Raw genomic sequence first — 17,847 nt, 5'->3', positions numbered from 1 at the left:
TTGATTGTGTGGGCCTTTGCGCCTCTCCGGGTGACCGATTGTTTTTTTTTTTTTTTTGGGGGGGGGGGGGGGGGGGGGGGCCCCGGCCCCCCCGGCGATGGGGCCAGCACTGCCACTACTGAGCCACAGCCCCTTCCCCAGAACGCCCACCCACCACGAACCACAGCGGCCACAGGGCAAGCGCCCCGGCCACACTCGCCGCCACGGCAAAGTGCAACAGGCTGGCCCCCGCCCCGATCATCGCCATCACCGCTCCGCCAAGCCCCAGCAAGGCAATGGTGATCATCCCCAACATGGCCGACACCAGCCCTTTGCTCTGCTCGCTGGAGAACAGCGTCATGCGGTACAGCACCGCATTGGCCACACCCAGGCCCAACGCATACAGCGACATGCCCGCCACCACACTGGTCACCGACGGCCAGTACCAGGTCGCCACTACCAAGAGACACAAACCGGCGAGGTAAGGCCAAAGGGCCCCACGCACCAGCGTCGCCAGCGGGTAGCGATCGGCAATGCGGTTGATGATGAGATTGCCGAGGATCAGCCCGCCGAACACCGGCAACTGCCACAGCGCATACGCCATCGTGCTCAGGCCTTCATCGTGAATCAGCAACACCGGCGACAGGCCAATCCAGCCGATCAGCGGCAGGCCAACCAGGCCGAGTGCCGCACTACCGGCGACGAACTTGCGGTTGGTCAGCAGCTGACCGTAACCGGCGAGCAGCGGCAGCAGGTGAATCGGCGTGAATGGCAGGCTCGAACCGTCCCGGCGTTCCACACCCAGGGTTTCCGGCATCAGGCGATGCAGCAGCACCCAGCACAGCACGGCACCCACGGCGAATGCCACGAACAGCCAGCGCCAGTCCAGCCACTGCAGCATCAAGGTGCCTACCAGTGGGCCCAGCAACGGCGACAGCAAGGCGATGTTGGCCAGCAACGCCATCATCCGCACTGCGTCGGCTTCACTGAACGCTTCGTTCAGCGCCGGGTAGCTGACCGTCACCACGAACCCCAGGCCGATGCCCTGCAGCAGGCGCAGCAGGTTGAACACGCCAATGTCCTGCACCCAGAAGGTCGCCAGGCAAGCCACGCCGAAGAAGGCACAACCGGCCAGCAGCAGCGGCCGACGGCCATAGCGGTCGGCCAGCGGGCCGATCAGCCACTGCAAGACCACGCCACCCAGCAAATACAGGTTGAGCGCGTGGGGGATGTACTCCGGGCTGGCGTTCAGGTGCTCGACCACCACGGGCATGGCCGGCATGACAGCATCGCTGGCCAGGTACGTCAGCAGTTCGAACAGGGCAAGGGTCAGGCCAAATAACAGGGCCCTGAAGGGCGTGATGTACAGCAGTGGCTTCATGATGAGTTTCAGGCAGCGGCAGGTGGGGTCAGGCTATATGCCAGAAATGGCGGGGTTTGGCTGTGAACAAGTGTAAAAACAAGGGGCCGCTTCGCGCCCCAATCGCCGGCAAGCCGGCTCCCACAGTACTGCATACACATGTGGGAGCCGGCTTGCCGGCGATTGGGCCGCAAAGCGGCCCCTTGTTGCAAACGCAGGCTTACTGCGCAGCGGTTTCCTGCACCACGCGAATCACCCGCTGCGGAAACGGAATATCAATGCCTTCGGCCTTCAACCGATCACGCGCATGTTCGTTGAGCATGAACATCACATCCCAGTAGTCACTGGTCTTGGTCCACAGCCGCAGCGAAACAGTGATCGAACTGTCGCCCAGGGTAGCGACCACCGCCTGCGGCGCCGGGTCGGGCAACACACGTGGGTCCTTCGCCAGCTCCAGCAGCACATTGCGCGCCTTCTGCAGGTCGGCCTCGTAATCCACGCCTACGTCGAACACGACCTTGCGCGTCGGCTGGCGGTTAGTGTTGGTGATGATGCCGTTGGACAGGCTGCCGTTGGGCATGATCACCGTCTTGTTGTCGCCGGTGCGCAGCACGGTGTGGAAGATCTGGATACTGTCGACGGTCCCCGCTACCCCCTGGGCTTCGATCCAGTCGCCGATACGAAACGGGCGGAACATCAGGATCAGTACACCACCGGCGAAGTTCGCCAGGCTACCCTGCAGCGCCAGACCGATGGCCAGGCCGGCGGCACCGATGGCCGCGACGAACGAGGTGGTCTCGATGCCGATCATCGACGCCACGCTGACCAGCAACAGCACCTTGAGGATGATGTTGGCCAGGGTGCTGATGAAGCTCTGCAACGCCACGTCGGCGCGCAAGCCAACCACCTTGCCCAGGCGCGCGCTGAGCTTGTTGATCAACCACCAGCCGATCGCCAGTGTCAGCAACGCCAGCAACAGGCGGCTGCCGTATTCCATGATCAACGGGATCCAGGTCTGCGACTGGCGGACCAGCTGATCGACCTCAGCGTTCAAATCCATATTTATCTCCTGATGCCGAACGGCAAGTACACGGTAAATCGGGCCGCGCACATTTGCGCGGCCATGGTCCCCATGGACATCATTGCGCCATCGGGGTTCCGGACAGCGCTTCGATCAGTCGCGGAAGTTGTTGAACTGCAGCGGCATGTCGAATTCCTTGGCACGCAAGGCGGCAATGGCTTCCTGCAGGTCGTCACGTTTCTTGCCAGTAACTCGCACCTGCTCACCCTGGATGGCGGCCTGTACCTTGAGCTTGGCGTCCTTGATGTGGGCGACGATCTTCTTCGCCAGCTCCTTGTCGATGCCTTCGCGGAACTTGGCTTCCTGCTTCATTTCCTTGCCGGAGGCGTAGGCGTCCTTGGTTTCCAGGCATTTGACATCGATCTTGCGCTTGACCAGCGCCAGACGCAGGATTTCGATCATCGCCTCGAGCTGGAACTCGGCTTCGGCGGTCAACAGCACGGTCTGCTCCTTGTCCTTGAACTCGAAGCTACCCTTGCCCTTGAGGTCATAACGGCGATCGAGCTCCTTGATGGCGTTTTCGACGGCGTTCTGCACTTCGTGCTTGTCCAGTTCCGATACCACGTCGAACGAAGGCATGGTTGATCTCCCAAAATAAAAGCGCGCTCGGCGTGATGATGGAGCGCGCGGGGTTTGACGGTTAAAATGCGGACTCATTATAACGGGTTGCGAAACGCAGATGAGCAGCACCTGGCATATTCTCGGCGCCGGCAGCCTCGGCAGCCTCTGGGCCTGCCGCCTGGCACGGGCGGGCAAGGCAACACGTCTGATCCTGCGCGATGGGCAGCGGCTGCAGGCCTATCAACAAGCTGGCGGCCTGACCCTGGCCGAACAGGACCAGACCACCCGCTTCGCGATCCCTGCCGAAACGGCCGACGCCAGCGGGCCGATTCACCGCCTGCTGCTGGCCTGCAAGGCTTATGACGCCGCGCCTGCTGTCGCGCGCCTGGCCCCACGCCTGGCCGAGGGCGCGGAAATCGTGCTGCTGCAAAATGGCCTGGGCAGTCAGGACGAAGTCGCCGACCAGGTGCCCCACGCCCGTTGCATCTTCGCCTCCAGCACCGAAGGCGCGTTCCGCGAGGACGACTGGCGGGTGCGCTTTGCCGGGCAAGGTTTCAACTGGCTGGGCGATGCAGCCAATCCCGCCGTACCCGAATGGTTCGACGACCTGCAGGATGCCGGCATCCCCGCCGAATGGACGGTGGACATCCTCACCCGCCTGTGGCGCAAACTGGCGCTCAATTGCGCGATCAACCCATTGACCGTGCTGCACGACTGCCAGAACGGCGGCCTGCTCGGACATTTGGATGAAATCGACGGCTTGTGCTCGGAACTGGGCCAGTTGCTGCAGCACTGCGGCCAGCCCAAAGCCGCCGACGACCTGGGTGAGGAAGTGCAACGGGTAATCCTCGCCACGGCAGCCAACTACTCTTCCATGTACCAGGACGTGCGCGCCGGCCGGCGTACAGAGGTGCATTACCTGCTCGGCCACGCCTGCCGAACGGCGGCGCGGCACGGCGTGGCGCTGCCACAGCTGGAACACCTGCACCAGCGGCTGGTCGATAACCTGCGAGCGCGCGACTTGCCCAGCGCCTGACGCGGCCCCTACAACCGGATACGGACATTGCCTTGCCCATGACCTTGCGCCAACGCCTGGAAAACCTCCCGGTCGGGCAGAAGCTGCTGGCCGCCTTGCTGGTGCTATTGGTGACCATCCTGCTGGTGGCCAACCTGACCTTCATCAGCGCCGCCTACTGGATCACCCAGGAGAGCATGGCGCCGCAGGCACTGCAGACCATCGGCCGCCTGGTAGCCAACCCACAGCTGTCGGCCCGCGCGGGTGACAATGCAGAAAACGCCACGGCCCTGCTCAAGGAACTGGACAGCTACACGCCCCTGCGCGCAGCTGCCCTGTATGGCGGCGACGGGCGCATGCTGGCGCAGTTGCAGCACGGCGAACCGCTGGCCCTTCCCAAGCGTTACCGCAACATCGATGGCTGGCGCCTGATGGAGTTTCGCAGCACCCAGCTGATCCGCATCCCCCGCGACGCCAGCCCACCCGCGCACCTGCTGCTGGTGGCCAGCAGCGAACTGCCGACCGCCTTCTACACCGGCACGCTCAGCGCCAGCCTGGCGATCCTGGTGTTCAGCGTGCTGCTGTGGCTGGTCATTGCCCGGCAGATAAAACGCCTGATCACCCAGCCGATCAACCAGCTCGAAGAGCTCAGCCGCCAGGTCACCCGTGAAGAGAGCTATGCCCTGCGCGCCACCCGCGGCAACGACGACGAGATCGGCAGTCTGGCCCAGGCATTCAATACCATGCTGTCGCGCATCGAGGCCCGCGAGCAACAGCTCAAGCGCACCCGTGACGAGTTCCAGATGGCCTTTGACCAGGCCCAGGGCCTGGCCGAGGAAACCCGCCATACCAACCGCAAGCTGGAGCTGGAAGTCCAGGTGCGCAGCAAGATCGAGAAGAAGCTGACGGGCTTCCAGAACTACCTCAACAGCATCATCGACTCCATGCCATCGGCGCTGATCGCCCTCGACGAGCAGCTTTACGTCACCCAATGGAACCACGAGGCCACGGTGCTCTCCGGGACACCGTTGGACGAGGCGCTGAACCAGCCGATATTCATTGCCTTCGAACCGCTCAAGCCATTTCTGCCGCAACTCAAGGAAACCGTGGAGAAACATCGGGTGGCGAAGATCGAGCGGGTCACCTGGCCCAAGGACGACGACCTGCGCCATTACGCCCTGACCTTCTACCCGCTGATGGGCGGCGGCGGCCGAGGCGTGGTCATCCGCATCGACGACATCACCCAGCGCCTGTCACTGGAAGAAATGATGGTGCAGTCCGAGAAAATGCTCTCGGTCGGCGGCCTGGCAGCCGGCATGGCGCACGAAATCAACAACCCGCTGGGGGCGATCCTGCATAACGTGCAGAACATCCGCCGACGCCTGTCGCCGGAGCTGCCGCGCAACCAGGAGCAGGCCAGCGAGCTGGGCATCGACCTGCCCAGCGTCAACCGCTACCTGGAAAGCCGGGAAGTGCCGCAGCTGCTCGACGGCATCCAGCAGGCCGGCGCCCGAGCGGCCAAGATCGTCACCCACATGCTCAGCTTCAGCCGCCGCAGCAACCGCCAACTGGCGCCTTGCGACCTACCGTCGCTGATCGACCAGGCAGTGGAGATCGCCAGTAACGACTTCGACCTGGCCATCGGCTTCGACTTCAAGGGCCAGGCCATCATCCGTCAGTTCGACCCCAACCTCGGGCCTGTGCCCTGCACGGCCAACGAACTGGAGCAGGTGCTGCTCAACCTGCTGAAAAACGCCGCCCAGGCCATCCACCAGCGGCCACAGCCCAGCGAACCCGGGCGCATTATCCTGCGCACCCGGCTCAACCCACCCTGGGCCGAAATTCAGGTCGAGGACAATGGCGTCGGCATGCCCGAAGCGGTGCGCAAGCGCACCTTCGAGCCATTCTTCACCACCAAGGAAATCGGCCAGGGCACCGGGCTTGGCCTGTCGGTGTCGTACTTCATCATCACCAACAACCACAAGGGGCAGATGGAAGTGCAGTCCACGCCCGGCCAGGGCACCTGCTTCACCCTGCGCCTGCCCCTCGGCCAGCCGACAACGGCCGCGCCGAACCCCACGGAGGCATGACATGGGCTATCGCCTGTCGAAGATCTACACCCGCACCGGCGACAAGGGCGAAACCGGCCTGGGCGATGGGCGCCGAGTGCCCAAGGACCATCCACGGATCGAAGCGATTGGCGAGGTGGATAGCCTCAACAGCCAGCTTGGATTGCTGTTGGCGGGCCTGGCCGAGCAAGGGCTGGAAGAAGTGAGCGCGGTACTTGCGCCGTGCCAGCACCGCTTGTTCGACCTTGGCGGTGAGTTGGCGATGCCCAGCTATCAGGCCTTGAACCAGGCCGAGGTAGAGCGCCTGGAGGGCGCCATTGACGTTTGGAATGAAGAGCTGGGGCCGCTGAAGAACTTCATCCTGCCCAGTGGTTCGGCATTGATCGCCCAGGCGCATGTGTGCCGGAGCCTGGCGCGCAGTGCCGAGCGGCGGTGTCAGCAGTTGAATGCCGAGGAGCCGCTGGAGGGGGTGGGGTTGGCGTATATCAATCGGCTATCCGACCTGCTGTTCGTGGCGGCGCGGATCATCGGGCGGCGGCAGGGGGTTGCAGAGGTTCTGTGGCAACCTGCAGAAAAACCTCACGGCTGAAATCGCAGGGGCTGCTTTGCAGCCCAATCGCCGGCAAGCCGGCTCCCACAGGTTCCACGCAGGCCTCGAGGCTTGCAGGGTACCTGTGGGAGCCGGCTTGCCGGCGATTGGGCCGCACAGCGGCCCCAACTACTCAGATCTCCGGCCAGAACGCCCGAATCCCGGCCACCCCCTGAGCCCCGGCTTCCCAGGCCTGCTCCCGGTCACACGGCCCAACGCCACCCAGCAAGAACACCGGGTGAGTGAACCCGGCAATCAACCGCTGCGCCTCATCCCACCCCAGCGGCTGCGCCTCAGGATGGGTCTGGGTCGCCTGCACCGGCGACAGGGTGACGAAATCCACCCCCATCTGCTCGGCCAACGCCAGTTCCTCGGCGCTGTGACAGGACGCCGCCAGCCACCGATCTTTCGGGAACGGCCGCCCGTTGGCGGCATATTTGCGCAGTTGCGCGGCAGTCAGGTGCCAACCGGCCGACGGGAAGTCGCCCAGCCACTCCAGCGGCCCCTTGAGCATCAGCTGCGCCTTGCCCCCACACAGGCCCACCGCATCCACCGCGACGTCGCGGTATTTAGGGTCGTACATGTCCGGTGCACGCAGCTGGATCAGGCGAATGCCCGATGCCACCGCCTTCTGGATACCCTTGAGCAGCGCAGGCACTTCCAGGCCGTCCGGGGTAATCAGGTACTGGTCCGGCAGGCGCGCTGCGGCGACGATCGGCTTGTTGGCCTCAGGAAACTCGTATTGCGCCAACTCCCGGGGTGCCACCCAGGCCAGTGGCTGGCCTTCGGCACCATGGGGCTCGCCCGTGAATGCCTCGACCTCGCGAACGTCCAGCAGGACCTGCTTGTCCGGGTAATCGTGACTGACCTTGATCAGCGCCCTTGAGCGGGTCACTTCGATACCAAGCTCTTCGCGCAGCTCACGGGTCAAGGCTGCTTCGACGCCCTCGCCCTCCTCCACCTTGCCGCCGGGAAACTCCCACAGGCCGCCCTGGTGCTGGGTATCCGCGCGCCGGGCAATCAGGATACGGCCGTCGGTGCCGCGAATGACGGCCGCTACTACATGAATCCGTTTCACCCTTCACGCTCCGCCAGGCCTGCTTGCTGCCAGGCCTTGAAGGCCGGCCACTGGTAAATGGTCTCGATATAGGTCGCCGCCGCAGCGGGCACCTCCACGCGGTAGGTGCGCAAGCGCACGGCCACGGGGGCGAAGAAGGCATCGGCCAAGGTTGGCCTGCCGAACAGGAACGGCCCGCTGTCCTTGGCCACCAGACGGCATTCGGACCACAGCGCAACGATACGGTCGATGTCCACCTGCACATCCAGCGGCACGTTTTCCAGCGCCTGGTCACGGGACAGGTCGAACGGCATGGCCCCGCGCAAGGCGAAGAAACCACTGTGCATCTGCGCACAGGCCGAGCGGGCCTGGGCACGTGCTGCCACGTCGGCAGGCCACAATTGCGCTTCGGGGTGCTGTTCGTTGAGGTATTCGGCGATGGCCAGGGAATCGGCGATCACGCCGTGCTCGGTCTTGAGCAGCGGCACCTTGCCGGAGGCGGAGAAAGCGAGAAGGCGCTGGCGGGTGTCGGGCTGGTTGAGCTTGATCAGGGTTTCTTCATAAGGCACGCCAGCCAGCTCGAGGGCCAGGGCGCCGCGTAGCGACCAGGAGGAATACAGCTTGTCGCCGATGATCAGGTGATAGCTCATGGGTCGGCTCCATATGTTTGGGGTTTTGGGGCTGCTTTGCAGCCCATCGCCGGCAAGCCGGCTCCCACAAGAAGAGCGATGCAAAACCTGTGGGAGCCGGCTTGCCGGCGATGAGGCCCTTGAATCAGGTACGGTATTCGGCGTTGATTTTCACGTATTCGTGGGACAGGTCAGTGGTCCAGATGGTTTCGCTGCACTGGCCACGGCCCAGTTCGATACGGATGGTGATCTCTTCCTGGGCCATCACCGCCGAACCTTGGGCTTCGGTGTAGCTCGGGCTGCGACCGCCTTTGCTGGCGATGCAGACGTTGTCCAGGTACACGTCGATCAGGCTGACATCCAGCTCCGGTACGCCGGCACGGCCCACGGCCGCCAGGATACGACCCCAGTTCGGGTCAGAGGCGAACAGCGCGGTCTTGATCAGCGGCGAGTGGGCCACGGCGTAACCGACATCCAGGCACTCCTGGTGGTTGCCGCCGCCGTTGACCTGCACGGTCACGAACTTGGTGGCGCCTTCGCCGTCACGAACGATGGCCTGGGCCACTTCCATGCACACTTCGAACACCGCCTTTTTCAGCGCTTCGAACAGCGCGCCGCTGGCTTCGGTGACTTCCGGCAGGTTGGCCTTGCCGGTGGCGATCAGCATGCAGCAATCGTTGGTCGAGGTGTCGCCATCGATGGTGATGCGGTTGAACGACTTGTTGGCACCGTCGAGCATCAGGTCCTTGAGCACAGCCGGGGCGACTTTGGCGTCGGTGGCGATGTAGCCGAGCATGGTCGCCATGTTCGGGCGAATCATGCCGGCGCCTTTGCTGATGCCGGTCACGGTGACGGTCACGCCGTCGTGCTGGAACTGGCGGCTGGCACCCTTGGGCAGGGTGTCGGTGGTCATGATGCCGGTGGCGGCTTCGGCCCAGTTATTTTCCGAAAGGTTGTCGAGCGCGGCCTGCAGGGCGCCTTCGATCTTCTCGACGGGCAACGGCTCACCGATCACGCCGGTGGAGAACGGCAGCACTGCCTCGGCAGGTACACCGGTCAGTTCCGCGAGCTTGGCGCAGGTACGCTCGGCGGCGGCCAGGCCCGGCGCGCCGGTACCGGCGTTGGCGTTGCCGGTGTTGGTCAGCAGGTAGCGCACGGTGCCCTGCACGCGCTGCTTGGAGAGGATCACGGGCGCGGCGCAGAACGCGTTGAGGGTGAACACGCCAGCAACGCTGGAGCCTTCGGCACAGCGCATCACCACTACGTCCTTGCGCCCTGGGCGCTTGATGCCCGCAGAGGCGATGCCGAGTTCAAAACCCGGAACCGGGTGCAGGGTGGGCAAAGGACCAAGACCAACAGCCATTAGAGCGCTCCTAGAAAACCGTGAATATGGAAAAAGGGGGCCGCAATGCGGCCCCCAGGTTTGTCACGATACAACAATCAGGTCAGATCACTCGATTTGACCATGGCAATGCTTGAATTTTTTGCCCGAACCACACCAGCACGGCTCGTTGCGGCCCAGCTTCTGCTCGTTGCGCACCGGGGCAGCGGCCACGGCCACTTCGGCGCCCTCCTCGCTCAGCTGCTCGCTTTCAAGGCCTGGCGCGGCGGCATGCTGGAACTGCATGCGGCTGGCCAGCTCTTCGGCTTCGCGGCGCAGGCGGGCTTCCTCTTCGGCCGGATCTTCGCGACGTACCTGAACGTGCGAGAGCACGCGGATGGTGTCGCGCTTGATCGACTCGAGCAGTTCCTGGAACAGGCTGAACGACTCGCGCTTGTACTCCTGCTTCGGGTTCTTCTGCGCATAACCGCGCAGGTGGATGCCGTGGCGCAGGTGGTCCATGGTCGACAGGTGGTCTTTCCACAGGTCGTCCAGCACGCGCAGCAGGATCTGCTTCTCGAAGGTACGCAGGGCGTCGATGCCGGCCTGGTCTTCCTTCTCGGTGTAGGCGTCGGTGATTTCCTTCAGCAGCCTCTCGCGCAGGGTCTCCTCGTAGAGGTGGTCGTCCTCGTCGAGCCACTGCTGGATCGGCAACTTCATGGCGAAGTCGCTGGACAGTGCTGCTTCCAGGCCGGCCACGTCCCACTGCTCAGGCAGCGACTGCGGCGGGATGTGCTGGCTGATGGTGGCATCGAGCACTTCCTTGCGGAATTCCTCGATGGTGTCGCCGATGTTCTCGGCGGCCAGCAGGCTGTTGCGCATGTGGTAGATCACCTTGCGCTGTTCGTTGGCCACGTCGTCGTATTCGAGCAGCTGCTTACGAATGTCGAAGTTGCGACCTTCGACCTTGCGCTGCGCCTTCTCGATGGCGTTGGTGACCATGCGATGCTCGATGGCCTCGCCGGACTGCATGCCAAGGGCCTTCATGAAGTTCTTCACCCGGTCGGAGGCGAAGATACGCATCAGGCTGTCTTCCAGCGACAGGTAGAAACGGCTGGAGCCTGGATCACCCTGACGGCCGGAACGGCCACGCAGCTGGTTGTCGATACGGCGCGACTCGTGGCGCTCGGAAGCGATCACGTGCAGGCCACCCGTCTCGATCACCTGCTGGTGACGCTTCTGCCAATCGGCCTTGATCTGGGCGATCTGCTCGGCGCTCGGGTTTTCCAGGGCCGCCACTTCAGCTTCCCAGTTACCGCCCAGGAGGATGTCGGTACCACGGCCGGCCATGTTGGTGGCGATGGTCAGTGCGCCCGGGGCACCGGCCTGGGCGATGATCTCGGCTTCCTTCTCGTGGTACTTGGCGTTCAGTACCTTGTGGTCGATACCTTCCTTCTTCAGCAGGTTCGACATATGCTCGGAGGTTTCGATGGTCGCCGTACCCACCAGCACCGGACGGCCCAGGGTCATGCTTTCCTTGATGTCGGCAATGATCGCGGCGTATTTCTCGTCGGCGGTCAGGTACACCAGGTCGTTGAAGTCCTTACGCGCCAACGGCTTGTTCGGTGGGATGACCATCACGTTGAGGCCGTAGATCGACTGGAACTCGAACGCTTCGGTGTCGGCAGTACCGGTCATGCCGGACAGCTTGGTGTAGAGGCGGAAGTAGTTCTGGAAGGTGGTCGACGCCAGGGTCTGGCTTTCGGCCTGGATGTTCAGGTTCTCTTTTGCCTCGATGGCCTGGTGCAGGCCTTCGGACAGGCGGCGACCCGGCATGGTCCGGCCGGTGTGTTCGTCGATCAGCAGGACCTGACCGTCCTGGACGATGTACTCGACGTTGCGGTGGAACAGCTTGTGCGCGCGCAGGCCGGCGTAGACGTGGGTCAGCAGGCCCAGGTTGTGCGCCGAGTAGAGGCTCTCGCCTTCGGCCAGCAGGCCGGCCTGGGTCAGCATCTCTTCGATGAACTGGTGGCCCAGCTCGTTGAGCTCGACCTGGCGGCTCTTCTCGTCGATGGTGAAGTGGCCTTCCTGGGTGACCTGGCCTTCGACCTCTTCGATGTGCTGGGTCAGGCGCGGGATCAGGCGGTTGATCTCGATGTACAGCTTGGAGCTGTCTTCGGCCTGACCGGAGATGATCAGCGGCGTACGGGCTTCGTCGATGAGGATCGAGTCGACTTCGTCGATTACGGCGAAGTTCAGTTCACGCTGGAACTTCTCTTCCTGGCTGAATGCCATGTTGTCGCGCAGGTAGTCGAAGCCGAATTCGTTGTTGGTGCCGTAGGTAATGTCGGCTGCATAAGCGGCGCGTTTTTCTTCCGGCGGCTGGAAGGCCGAGACGATGCCCACGGACAGACCGAGGAATTCGTACAGGGGACGCATCCAGTTGGCGTCACGGCGGGCCAGGTAGTCGTTGACCGTGACCACGTGCACGCCTTTGCCGGACAGCGCGTTCAAGTAAACAGCCAGGGTACCGACCAAGGTCTTGCCTTCACCGGTACGCATTTCTGCGATCATGCCCTCGTGCAGGGTCATGCCGCCGATCAGCTGCACGTCGAAGTGGCGCATGCCCATCACGCGCTTGCCGGCTTCGCGGGCCACGGCAAAGGCTTCGGGCAACAGTTGGTCCAGTGTCTCGCCTTTGGCCAGGCGCTCCTTGAACTCTGCGGTCTTGGCGCGCAGTTGCTCATCGGAGAGGGCGACCATTTTCTCTTCGAAGGCATTGACGATGTTCACCGTCTTGAGCATGCGTTTGACTTCACGCTCGTTCTTGCTTCCAAAAAGTTTCTTTAACAAAGGCGCAAACATATCGGCAGGATCTTCCACACGTAGGGATGGAGGGCGGCCCCATGAGTCGCCCGTGCAGCCCTGAGGCCGCATGCGAACGAGCATTCTACCCGGAAACGATGGTGAGGAAAGTGGTGGATTTCCACGATGCTGGCACAGCGTTTAGGGGGGGCGTTTCTAAGATAAGGGCATTTTCCCTGAGTTCAACCCAGAGCGTGATGAAACGTATCGAGAATGGCTCGCATTCTTTATTGCCTGTACCGGCCCTATCGCCGGCAAGCCGGCTCCCACAGGAATATCCACCGGCTTCAGCCCTGCGCAGCACCTGTGGGAGCCGGCTTGCCGGCGATAGGGCCGGTACCGTCACCAGAGATGTTAAACTGCCAATCTTGTAACCTCATGCGTACCTCCATGGCCTTCAAACCCTCCCCTGCCCAGCCGCCCTCCGCCCTGTTGCGCCAGGTTCGCCCATTGCGCCTGCTGCTCAACCAGGCCGAACGCCTGGCCCACCTGCAGCGCCTGCTGGAAAGCCAGCTGCAACCGGCTGCCCGCGAGCATTGCCATGTGGCCTCCTGGCGTGATGGCACCTTGTTGCTGGTGGTCACCGACGGGCACTGGGCCACTCGCCTGCGCTACCAGCAGAAACGCCTGATGCGCCAACTCCAGGCCCTGGAAGCGTTCGGCAACCTGCAGCGCATCCTGTACAAGGTGCAGCCGCCGCTGGTGCCGGCCAAGCGTGGCGGCAACACCACGGCGTTGTCGGTCAATGCCGCCGAAAGCATTCGCGATTCCGCCGAGGGCATTGCCGACCCCAAGTTGCGCGAAGCCCTTGAACGCCTGGCCGCCCACGCCAAGGGCAGCCAATAAAAAAGGCCACCCGAAGGTGGCCTCAATGAACTAGAGAGTGTTCGAACTTACACGGCCGCAACAGGGCGCATGTACGAGATCGGTGCCGTGCTGGCATCTTCGAAAGTGACCACTTCCCAGGCATCGGTTTCAGCAATGAGCTTGCGCAGCAGCTGATTGTTCAGCGCGTGCCCGGACTTGTAGCCCTTGAACTCGCCGATCAAGCTGTTGCCCAGCAGGTAAAGGTCGCCAATGGCGTCGAGGATCTTGTGCTTGACGAATTCGTCTTCATAGCGAAGGCCGTCTTCGTTCAACACGCCGTCTTCATCGACCACGATGGCGTTTTCGACACTGCCGCCCAGTGCAAGGTTGTGCTTGCGCAGGTACTCGATGTCACGCATGAAACCGAAGGTGCGAGCGCGGCTGACTTCCTTCACGAACGAGGTGCTGGAGAAGTCGACGCTGGCACTCTGGGTACGGCCGCTGACGACCGGGTGATCGAAGTCGATCTCGAAGCTCACCTTGAATCCTTCGAAAGGCAGGAAGGTAGCGCGCTTGTCGCCGTCCTCCACCGTCACTTCGCGCAGGATGCGGATGAACTTCTTGGCTGCGTCCTGTTCTTCCAGGCCAGCAGACTGAATCAGGAATACAAAGGGACCGGCGCTGCCATCCATGATCGGCACTTCCGAGGCGGAGAGCTCGACGTAGGCGTTATCGATGCCCAGGCCCGCCATGGCGGAAAGCAGGTGCTCGACCGTATCGACCTTGACGTCACCGTTGACCAGCGTGGTGGACATGGTGGTCTCACCGACATTGGCGGCGCGCGCCGGGATTTCGACCACAGGGTCGAGGTCGGCGCGACGGAAAACAATGCCGGCATCGACAGGCGCAGGCTTGAGGGTCAGGTAGACCTTCTCCCCGGAGTGCAGGCCGACGCCTGTGGCACGGATGGTATTCTTCAGGGTGCGTTGTCTAATCATGGCATTGGCCGCTTCAGCGCTAATTGCGAACAGGTATCAACAAAGGCTAGGGATAATAACAGACCCGGCCTTTGCTGAATACCAATCACCCTTATACCCCTGATAAATTCCATTAATCGGCCTGACGACGCAGGAAGGCCGGGATATCCAGGTAGTCCAAGTCATCCTGAGGGTTGAGTTTAGCTGCCGCAGCTGCACCTGCATGCGCCTGGTTGCGCATGACGGTCGGGCGCTCCAGGTCACGGTAGTTGACGGCTGGCTGCTCCTGGCGGGACGGGGCCGGGTTAGAGGCCTCGTAAGCCTGCTGAGCGGTCTGCAGGGTGTTGTCGACTACCTTGACAGGCTTCTCGATGCGCGCGCCCAGACCGGTGGCTACCACGGTCACGTGCAGTTCGTCGCGCATGTCCGGGTCGATCACGGTGCCGACCTTGACCATCGCGTGGTCGGAGGCGAAGGCTTCGATGATGCTACCCACATCGGAGTACTCACCCAGCGACAGATCAGGGCCTGCGGTGATGTTCACCAGGATGCCGCGGGCGCCCTGCAGGTTGACGTCTTCGAGCAGCGGATTGCGGATCGCAGCTTCCGTGGCTTCGCGAGCACGGTTCGGGCCGCTGGCGCAACCGGTACCCATCATCGCCATGCCCATCTCGCCCATCACGGTGCGCACGTCGGCAAAGTCGACGTTGATCATGCCCGGGCGCTTGATGATGTCGGAGATACCGCGAACGGCACCGGCCAGCACATCGTCAGCCTTGGCGAAGGCGGACAGCAGGCTGGCATCCTTGCCCAGGATGGTCAGCAACTTCTCGTTGGGGATGGTGATGAGCGAGTCGACGCTCTCGGCCAGCATGCGGATGCCTTCATCGGCGATCTGCATACGTTTGCGACCCTCGAACGGGAACGGACGGGTCACCACCGCAACGGTGAGGATGCCCATCTCCTTGGCCACTTCGGCGATGATCGGCGCCGCACCGGTACCGGTACCGCCGCCCATGCCGGTGGTGATGAACACCATGTTGGTGCCCTGCAGCACCTCGGCGATGCGCTCACGGTCTTCCAGCGCGGCCTGACGGCCGACTTCCGGATTGGCACCGGCACCCAGACCTTTGGTCACGCCGGTACCCAGTTGCAGGATGGTGCGTGCGCCGATGCTTTTCAGCGCCTGGGCATCGGTGTTGGCGCAGATGAATTCGACGCCTTCGATGCTGCTCTTCACCATGTGGTTGACGGCGTTGCCGCCGCCACCGCCGACGCCGATCACCTTGATGACCGGGCTTTGCGGGACGTTGTCTACGAGCTCGAACATTTTCCCTCTCCTTACAGTTCTCTAGTTGTCGCGCCTACCACTACTGCTTTGAAACTTAGAAGTTGCCCTGGACCCACCGCTTGAAGCGTTCAAGCACTGGGGCCTTCGGTTCATCGCCATAGCTGTTGTTGCTGCTGTTGCTGTTACCGGTCAGTACCAAATCCTCGGACTGCTTCAGCAGGCCGTAGGTGAGCAGGCCCACACCGGTGGAATAGATCGGGTTGCGCACCACGTCGCTCAGCCCCCGAACGCTGTGCGGTACGCCCAGGCGTACCGGCATGTGGAAGATTTCCTCGGCCAGTTCCACGGCACCTTCCATCTTCGCGGTGCCGCCGGTGAGGACGATGCCGGCTGGCACCAGGTCCTCGTAGCCGCTGCGGCGCAGCTCGGCCTGGATCAGGGTGAAGAGCTCGTCGTAACGTGGCTCGACCACCTCGGCCAGGGCCTGGCGCGACAGCTCGCGCGGCGGACGGTCGCCTACGCTCGGCACCTTGATGGTTTCACCGGCACCGGCCAGCTTGGCCAGGGCGCAGGCGTAACGGATCTTGATTTCCTCGGCATACTGGGTTGGCGTACGCAGCGCCATGGCGATGTCGTTGGTCACCTGGTCGCCGGCGATCGGGATCACCGCGGTATGGCGGATGGCGCCTTCGGTGAAGATGGCGATGTCGGTGGTACCGCCACCGATGTCCACCAGGCACACACCCAGTTCTTTCTCATCGTCGGTCAGCACCGAATAGGCCGAGGCCAACTGCTCGAGGATGATGTCGTCGATTTCCAGGCCGCAGCGGCGCACGCATTTTTCGATGTTCTGCGCAGCATTGACGGCACAGGTCACCACGTGGACCTTGGCTTCCAGGCGCACGCCGGACATGCCCAGCGGCTCGCGCACGCCTTCCTGGTTGTCGATCACGTAGTCCTGCGGCAGGGTGTGCAGCACGCGCTGGTCGGCCGGAATGGCCACGGCCTGGGCGGCGTCGAGTACGCGCTCCAGATCCGCCACGCTGACCTCGCGGTCGCGGATGGCGACGATACCGTGGGAGTTCAGGCTGCGAATGTGGTTACCGGCAACACCCACGAACGCCGAGTGGATGCGGCAGCCGGCCATCAGCTGGGCCTCTTCCACCGCACGCTGGATCGACTGCACGGTCGACTCGATGTTCACCACCACGCCCTTCTTCAGGCCACGGGACGGATGGGTGCCGATCCCCACGATCTCCAGGGTGCCGTCTTCGCCCACTTCACCCACCAGCGCCACCACCTTGGAGGTGCCGATGTCCAGCCCGACGATCATTTTGCCGCTATGCGCGTTTGCCATGGTCCTGTCTCTCTCTAATTCTTCGCAACGGCGGGTTGGGCCGTCGTCGGTGCGTTCGGTTCCCGCCAACCAACGGCAAGTCCGTTGGAATAACGCAGATCAATGCGGGCGATGTTGGTGATCTGCTCTTTGAGTGTCTTGTCGTAAATGGCAATGAAACGGCGCATCTTCTCCACCAGATGGTCGCGCCCCAACAGCAGCTCGATACCCGGCCCGGCACTGCTTGCGCCGGTGGTCAGGAACCAGCTGCCCCGCTCGCGCAACTCCAGGCGAGCGATGGAAAAGCCCAAGGGGCGCAGCATCTGGCTCAATACCTGATACTGCTGCATGACTTGTTGCTGAGCGCGCCGCGGCCCGGCCAGCTGCGGCAGGTGCTCGTAGTTGGCCAGCTCGCGCGGGGTGAAGGCCTCGCCCTGGTTGTTGAGCAAGGCCTCGTCACCCCAGCGCGCTACCGGCAACTGTTCTTCCAGGCGGATCACCACCTCGTCCGGCCACACCCGGCGCACTTCGGCGTGGGCGATCCATGGCATCTGCTCGAGCTCTGCGCGCATCGCCGTGAGGTCGACGCTGAAGAAGCTCGCCGCCACATAGGGCGCGATCCGCTGCTGCACCGACTGCTGGCTGATGTAGCTGAGGTCGCCCTGCACGTCGATCTTGTTGATGGGCCGGTCGGCGTAGGGCATCAGCCGGATAGCGCCCTCGTAGGCACCAAAGCCGGCCGCCACCAGCAGCACCGGCCACAGCAGGCGCTTGAGGCCACCCAGGCTTGGCCGCGGCAGGCGCGCCGATACGGGCTCGTCAGCCACCAGTCGGCTGGCACCGCGCGGCACCGGCTTGCTACGGCCGGTAACGGGTTGCTGCTGACGTATCATTGCGCCTTGCATGGTTC

General features: G+C 63.2%; 15 protein-coding genes. 4 read left to right on the top strand and 11 right to left on the bottom strand.

From position 1 onward, the window contains the following. Positions 1–115: 115 nt before the first annotated feature. The 3 genes from ACIPZB_RS13340 to ACIPZB_RS13330 form a co-directional block, all read right to left on the bottom strand. Positions 116–1,360 carry an MFS transporter gene (locus ACIPZB_RS13340; protein ID WP_400640588.1) on the bottom strand — a complete coding sequence of 415 codons (1,245 nt, stop codon included), beginning with the start codon at positions 1,358–1,360 and terminating at the stop codon, positions 116–118. A gap of 199 nt (positions 1,361–1,559) precedes the next feature. Continuing rightward, positions 1,560–2,399, bottom strand: a complete 840-nt coding sequence (locus ACIPZB_RS13335) for a mechanosensitive ion channel family protein (RefSeq protein WP_008097639.1) — start codon at positions 2,397–2,399, stop codon at positions 1,560–1,562. Positions 2,400–2,513: 114 nt separating this feature from the next. Continuing rightward, positions 2,514–2,999, bottom strand: a complete 486-nt coding sequence (locus ACIPZB_RS13330; RefSeq protein WP_400640586.1) for a YajQ family cyclic di-GMP-binding protein — start codon at positions 2,997–2,999, stop codon at positions 2,514–2,516. Between the two features lie 100 nt (positions 3,000–3,099). Here ACIPZB_RS13330 and ACIPZB_RS13325 point away from each other — a divergent pair, with 100 nt between their 5' ends. Genes ACIPZB_RS13325 through ACIPZB_RS13315 form a run of 3 tightly spaced genes read left to right on the top strand, consistent with a single transcriptional unit; the run spans position 3,100 to position 6,654 of the window. Beyond that, positions 3,100–4,017, top strand: coding sequence for a putative 2-dehydropantoate 2-reductase (locus tag ACIPZB_RS13325; RefSeq protein WP_400640584.1), 918 nt, complete (start codon positions 3,100–3,102; stop codon positions 4,015–4,017). A gap of 38 nt (positions 4,018–4,055) precedes the next feature. After that, positions 4,056–6,086 (top strand): ATP-binding protein, encoded by a 2,031-nt coding sequence (locus ACIPZB_RS13320; protein WP_400640582.1) that lies wholly within the window; start codon positions 4,056–4,058, stop codon positions 6,084–6,086. Position 6,087: 1 nt separating this feature from the next. Further along, the gene (locus tag ACIPZB_RS13315) at positions 6,088–6,654 is read left to right on the top strand and encodes a cob(I)yrinic acid a,c-diamide adenosyltransferase (RefSeq protein WP_400640580.1); all 567 of its coding nucleotides are present in this window, start codon (positions 6,088–6,090) and stop codon (positions 6,652–6,654) included. A 133-nt stretch (positions 6,655–6,787) separates the two neighbouring features. Here ACIPZB_RS13315 and ACIPZB_RS13310 read toward each other — a convergent pair whose 3' ends face one another. From ACIPZB_RS13310 to secA, 4 genes are all read right to left on the bottom strand, one after another. Beyond that, positions 6,788–7,732 carry a Nudix family hydrolase gene (locus tag ACIPZB_RS13310; RefSeq protein ID WP_400640578.1) on the bottom strand — a complete coding sequence of 315 codons (945 nt, stop codon included), beginning with the start codon at positions 7,730–7,732 and terminating at the stop codon, positions 6,788–6,790. Beyond that, positions 7,729–8,361: a glutathione S-transferase family protein gene (locus tag ACIPZB_RS13305; protein ID WP_400640576.1), complete on the bottom strand. Its 633-nt coding sequence runs from the start codon at positions 8,359–8,361 to the stop codon at positions 7,729–7,731. Before ACIPZB_RS13305 ends, ACIPZB_RS13310 begins: the two co-directional genes overlap by 4 nt. A gap of 124 nt (positions 8,362–8,485) precedes the next feature. Beyond that, positions 8,486–9,703, bottom strand: coding sequence for a bifunctional glutamate N-acetyltransferase/amino-acid acetyltransferase ArgJ (argJ, locus tag ACIPZB_RS13300; protein WP_400640575.1), 1,218 nt, complete (start codon positions 9,701–9,703; stop codon positions 8,486–8,488). Positions 9,704–9,790: 87 nt separating this feature from the next. Further along, positions 9,791–12,526, bottom strand: a complete 2,736-nt coding sequence (gene secA, locus ACIPZB_RS13295) for a preprotein translocase subunit SecA (RefSeq protein WP_008097656.1) — start codon at positions 12,524–12,526, stop codon at positions 9,791–9,793. A gap of 390 nt (positions 12,527–12,916) precedes the next feature. Between secA and ACIPZB_RS13290 the strand changes: the two genes are divergently transcribed. Further along, positions 12,917–13,372, top strand: coding sequence for a DUF721 domain-containing protein (locus tag ACIPZB_RS13290; protein WP_400640572.1), 456 nt, complete (start codon positions 12,917–12,919; stop codon positions 13,370–13,372). Between the two features lie 47 nt (positions 13,373–13,419). On the opposite strand, the gene lpxC is transcribed toward ACIPZB_RS13290, so the two are convergent. The 4 genes from lpxC to ACIPZB_RS13270 form a co-directional block, all read right to left on the bottom strand. Next, positions 13,420–14,331 carry a UDP-3-O-acyl-N-acetylglucosamine deacetylase gene (gene lpxC / locus ACIPZB_RS13285; protein ID WP_008097600.1) on the bottom strand — a complete coding sequence of 304 codons (912 nt, stop codon included), beginning with the start codon at positions 14,329–14,331 and terminating at the stop codon, positions 13,420–13,422. A gap of 112 nt (positions 14,332–14,443) precedes the next feature. Continuing rightward, on the bottom strand, positions 14,444–15,640 hold the full coding sequence (gene ftsZ / locus ACIPZB_RS13280) for a cell division protein FtsZ (protein WP_008097598.1): 1,197 nt from the start codon (positions 15,638–15,640) through the stop codon (positions 14,444–14,446). Positions 15,641–15,695: 55 nt separating this feature from the next. Next, positions 15,696–16,958, bottom strand: a complete 1,263-nt coding sequence (gene ftsA, locus ACIPZB_RS13275; RefSeq protein ID WP_261744857.1) for a cell division protein FtsA — start codon at positions 16,956–16,958, stop codon at positions 15,696–15,698. 14 nt (positions 16,959–16,972) lie between these two features. Beyond that, positions 16,973–17,842: a cell division protein FtsQ/DivIB gene (locus ACIPZB_RS13270; protein ID WP_400640569.1), complete on the bottom strand. Its 870-nt coding sequence runs from the start codon at positions 17,840–17,842 to the stop codon at positions 16,973–16,975. Between the last annotated feature and the right edge of the window lie 5 nt (positions 17,843–17,847).

Origin of the sequence: Pseudomonas sp. NPDC089396 (assembly GCF_044749545.1) — a bacterium.
Lineage (GTDB): Bacteria > Pseudomonadota > Gammaproteobacteria > Pseudomonadales > Pseudomonadaceae > Aquipseudomonas.
Note: the sequence above shows the minus strand (reverse complement) of the source record. Positions and strands in the feature narration are given on the sequence as shown.

Bases quoted from the DNA above. Each gene is read 5' to 3' on its own strand.
- ACIPZB_RS13340 (WP_400640588.1), bottom strand. From the start codon at position 1,360: ATGAAGCCACTGCTGTACATCACGCCCTTCAGGGCCCTGTTATTTGGC.
- ACIPZB_RS13325 (WP_400640584.1), top strand. From the start codon at position 3,100: ATGAGCAGCACCTGGCATATTCTCGGCGCCGGCAGCCTCGGCAGCCTC.
- ACIPZB_RS13290 (WP_400640572.1), top strand. From the start codon at position 12,917: ATGGCCTTCAAACCCTCCCCTGCCCAGCCGCCCTCCGCCCTGTTGCGC.
- lpxC (WP_008097600.1), bottom strand. From the start codon at position 14,331: ATGATTAGACAACGCACCCTGAAGAATACCATCCGTGCCACAGGCGTC.
- ftsA (WP_261744857.1), bottom strand. From the start codon at position 16,958: ATGGCAAACGCGCATAGCGGCAAAATGATCGTCGGGCTGGACATCGGC.
- secA (WP_008097656.1), bottom strand. From the start codon at position 12,526: ATGTTTGCGCCTTTGTTAAAGAAACTTTTTGGAAGCAAGAACGAGCGT.
- ftsZ (WP_008097598.1), bottom strand. From the start codon at position 15,640: ATGTTCGAGCTCGTAGACAACGTCCCGCAAAGCCCGGTCATCAAGGTG.
- ACIPZB_RS13305 (WP_400640576.1), bottom strand. From the start codon at position 8,361: ATGAGCTATCACCTGATCATCGGCGACAAGCTGTATTCCTCCTGGTCG.
- argJ (WP_400640575.1), bottom strand. From the start codon at position 9,703: ATGGCTGTTGGTCTTGGTCCTTTGCCCACCCTGCACCCGGTTCCGGGT.
- ACIPZB_RS13315 (WP_400640580.1), top strand. From the start codon at position 6,088: ATGGGCTATCGCCTGTCGAAGATCTACACCCGCACCGGCGACAAGGGC.
- ACIPZB_RS13330 (WP_400640586.1), bottom strand. From the start codon at position 2,999: ATGCCTTCGTTCGACGTGGTATCGGAACTGGACAAGCACGAAGTGCAG.
- ACIPZB_RS13335 (WP_008097639.1), bottom strand. From the start codon at position 2,399: ATGGATTTGAACGCTGAGGTCGATCAGCTGGTCCGCCAGTCGCAGACC.
- ACIPZB_RS13320 (WP_400640582.1), top strand. From the start codon at position 4,056: ATGACCTTGCGCCAACGCCTGGAAAACCTCCCGGTCGGGCAGAAGCTG.
- ACIPZB_RS13270 (WP_400640569.1), bottom strand. From the start codon at position 17,842: ATGCAAGGCGCAATGATACGTCAGCAGCAACCCGTTACCGGCCGTAGC.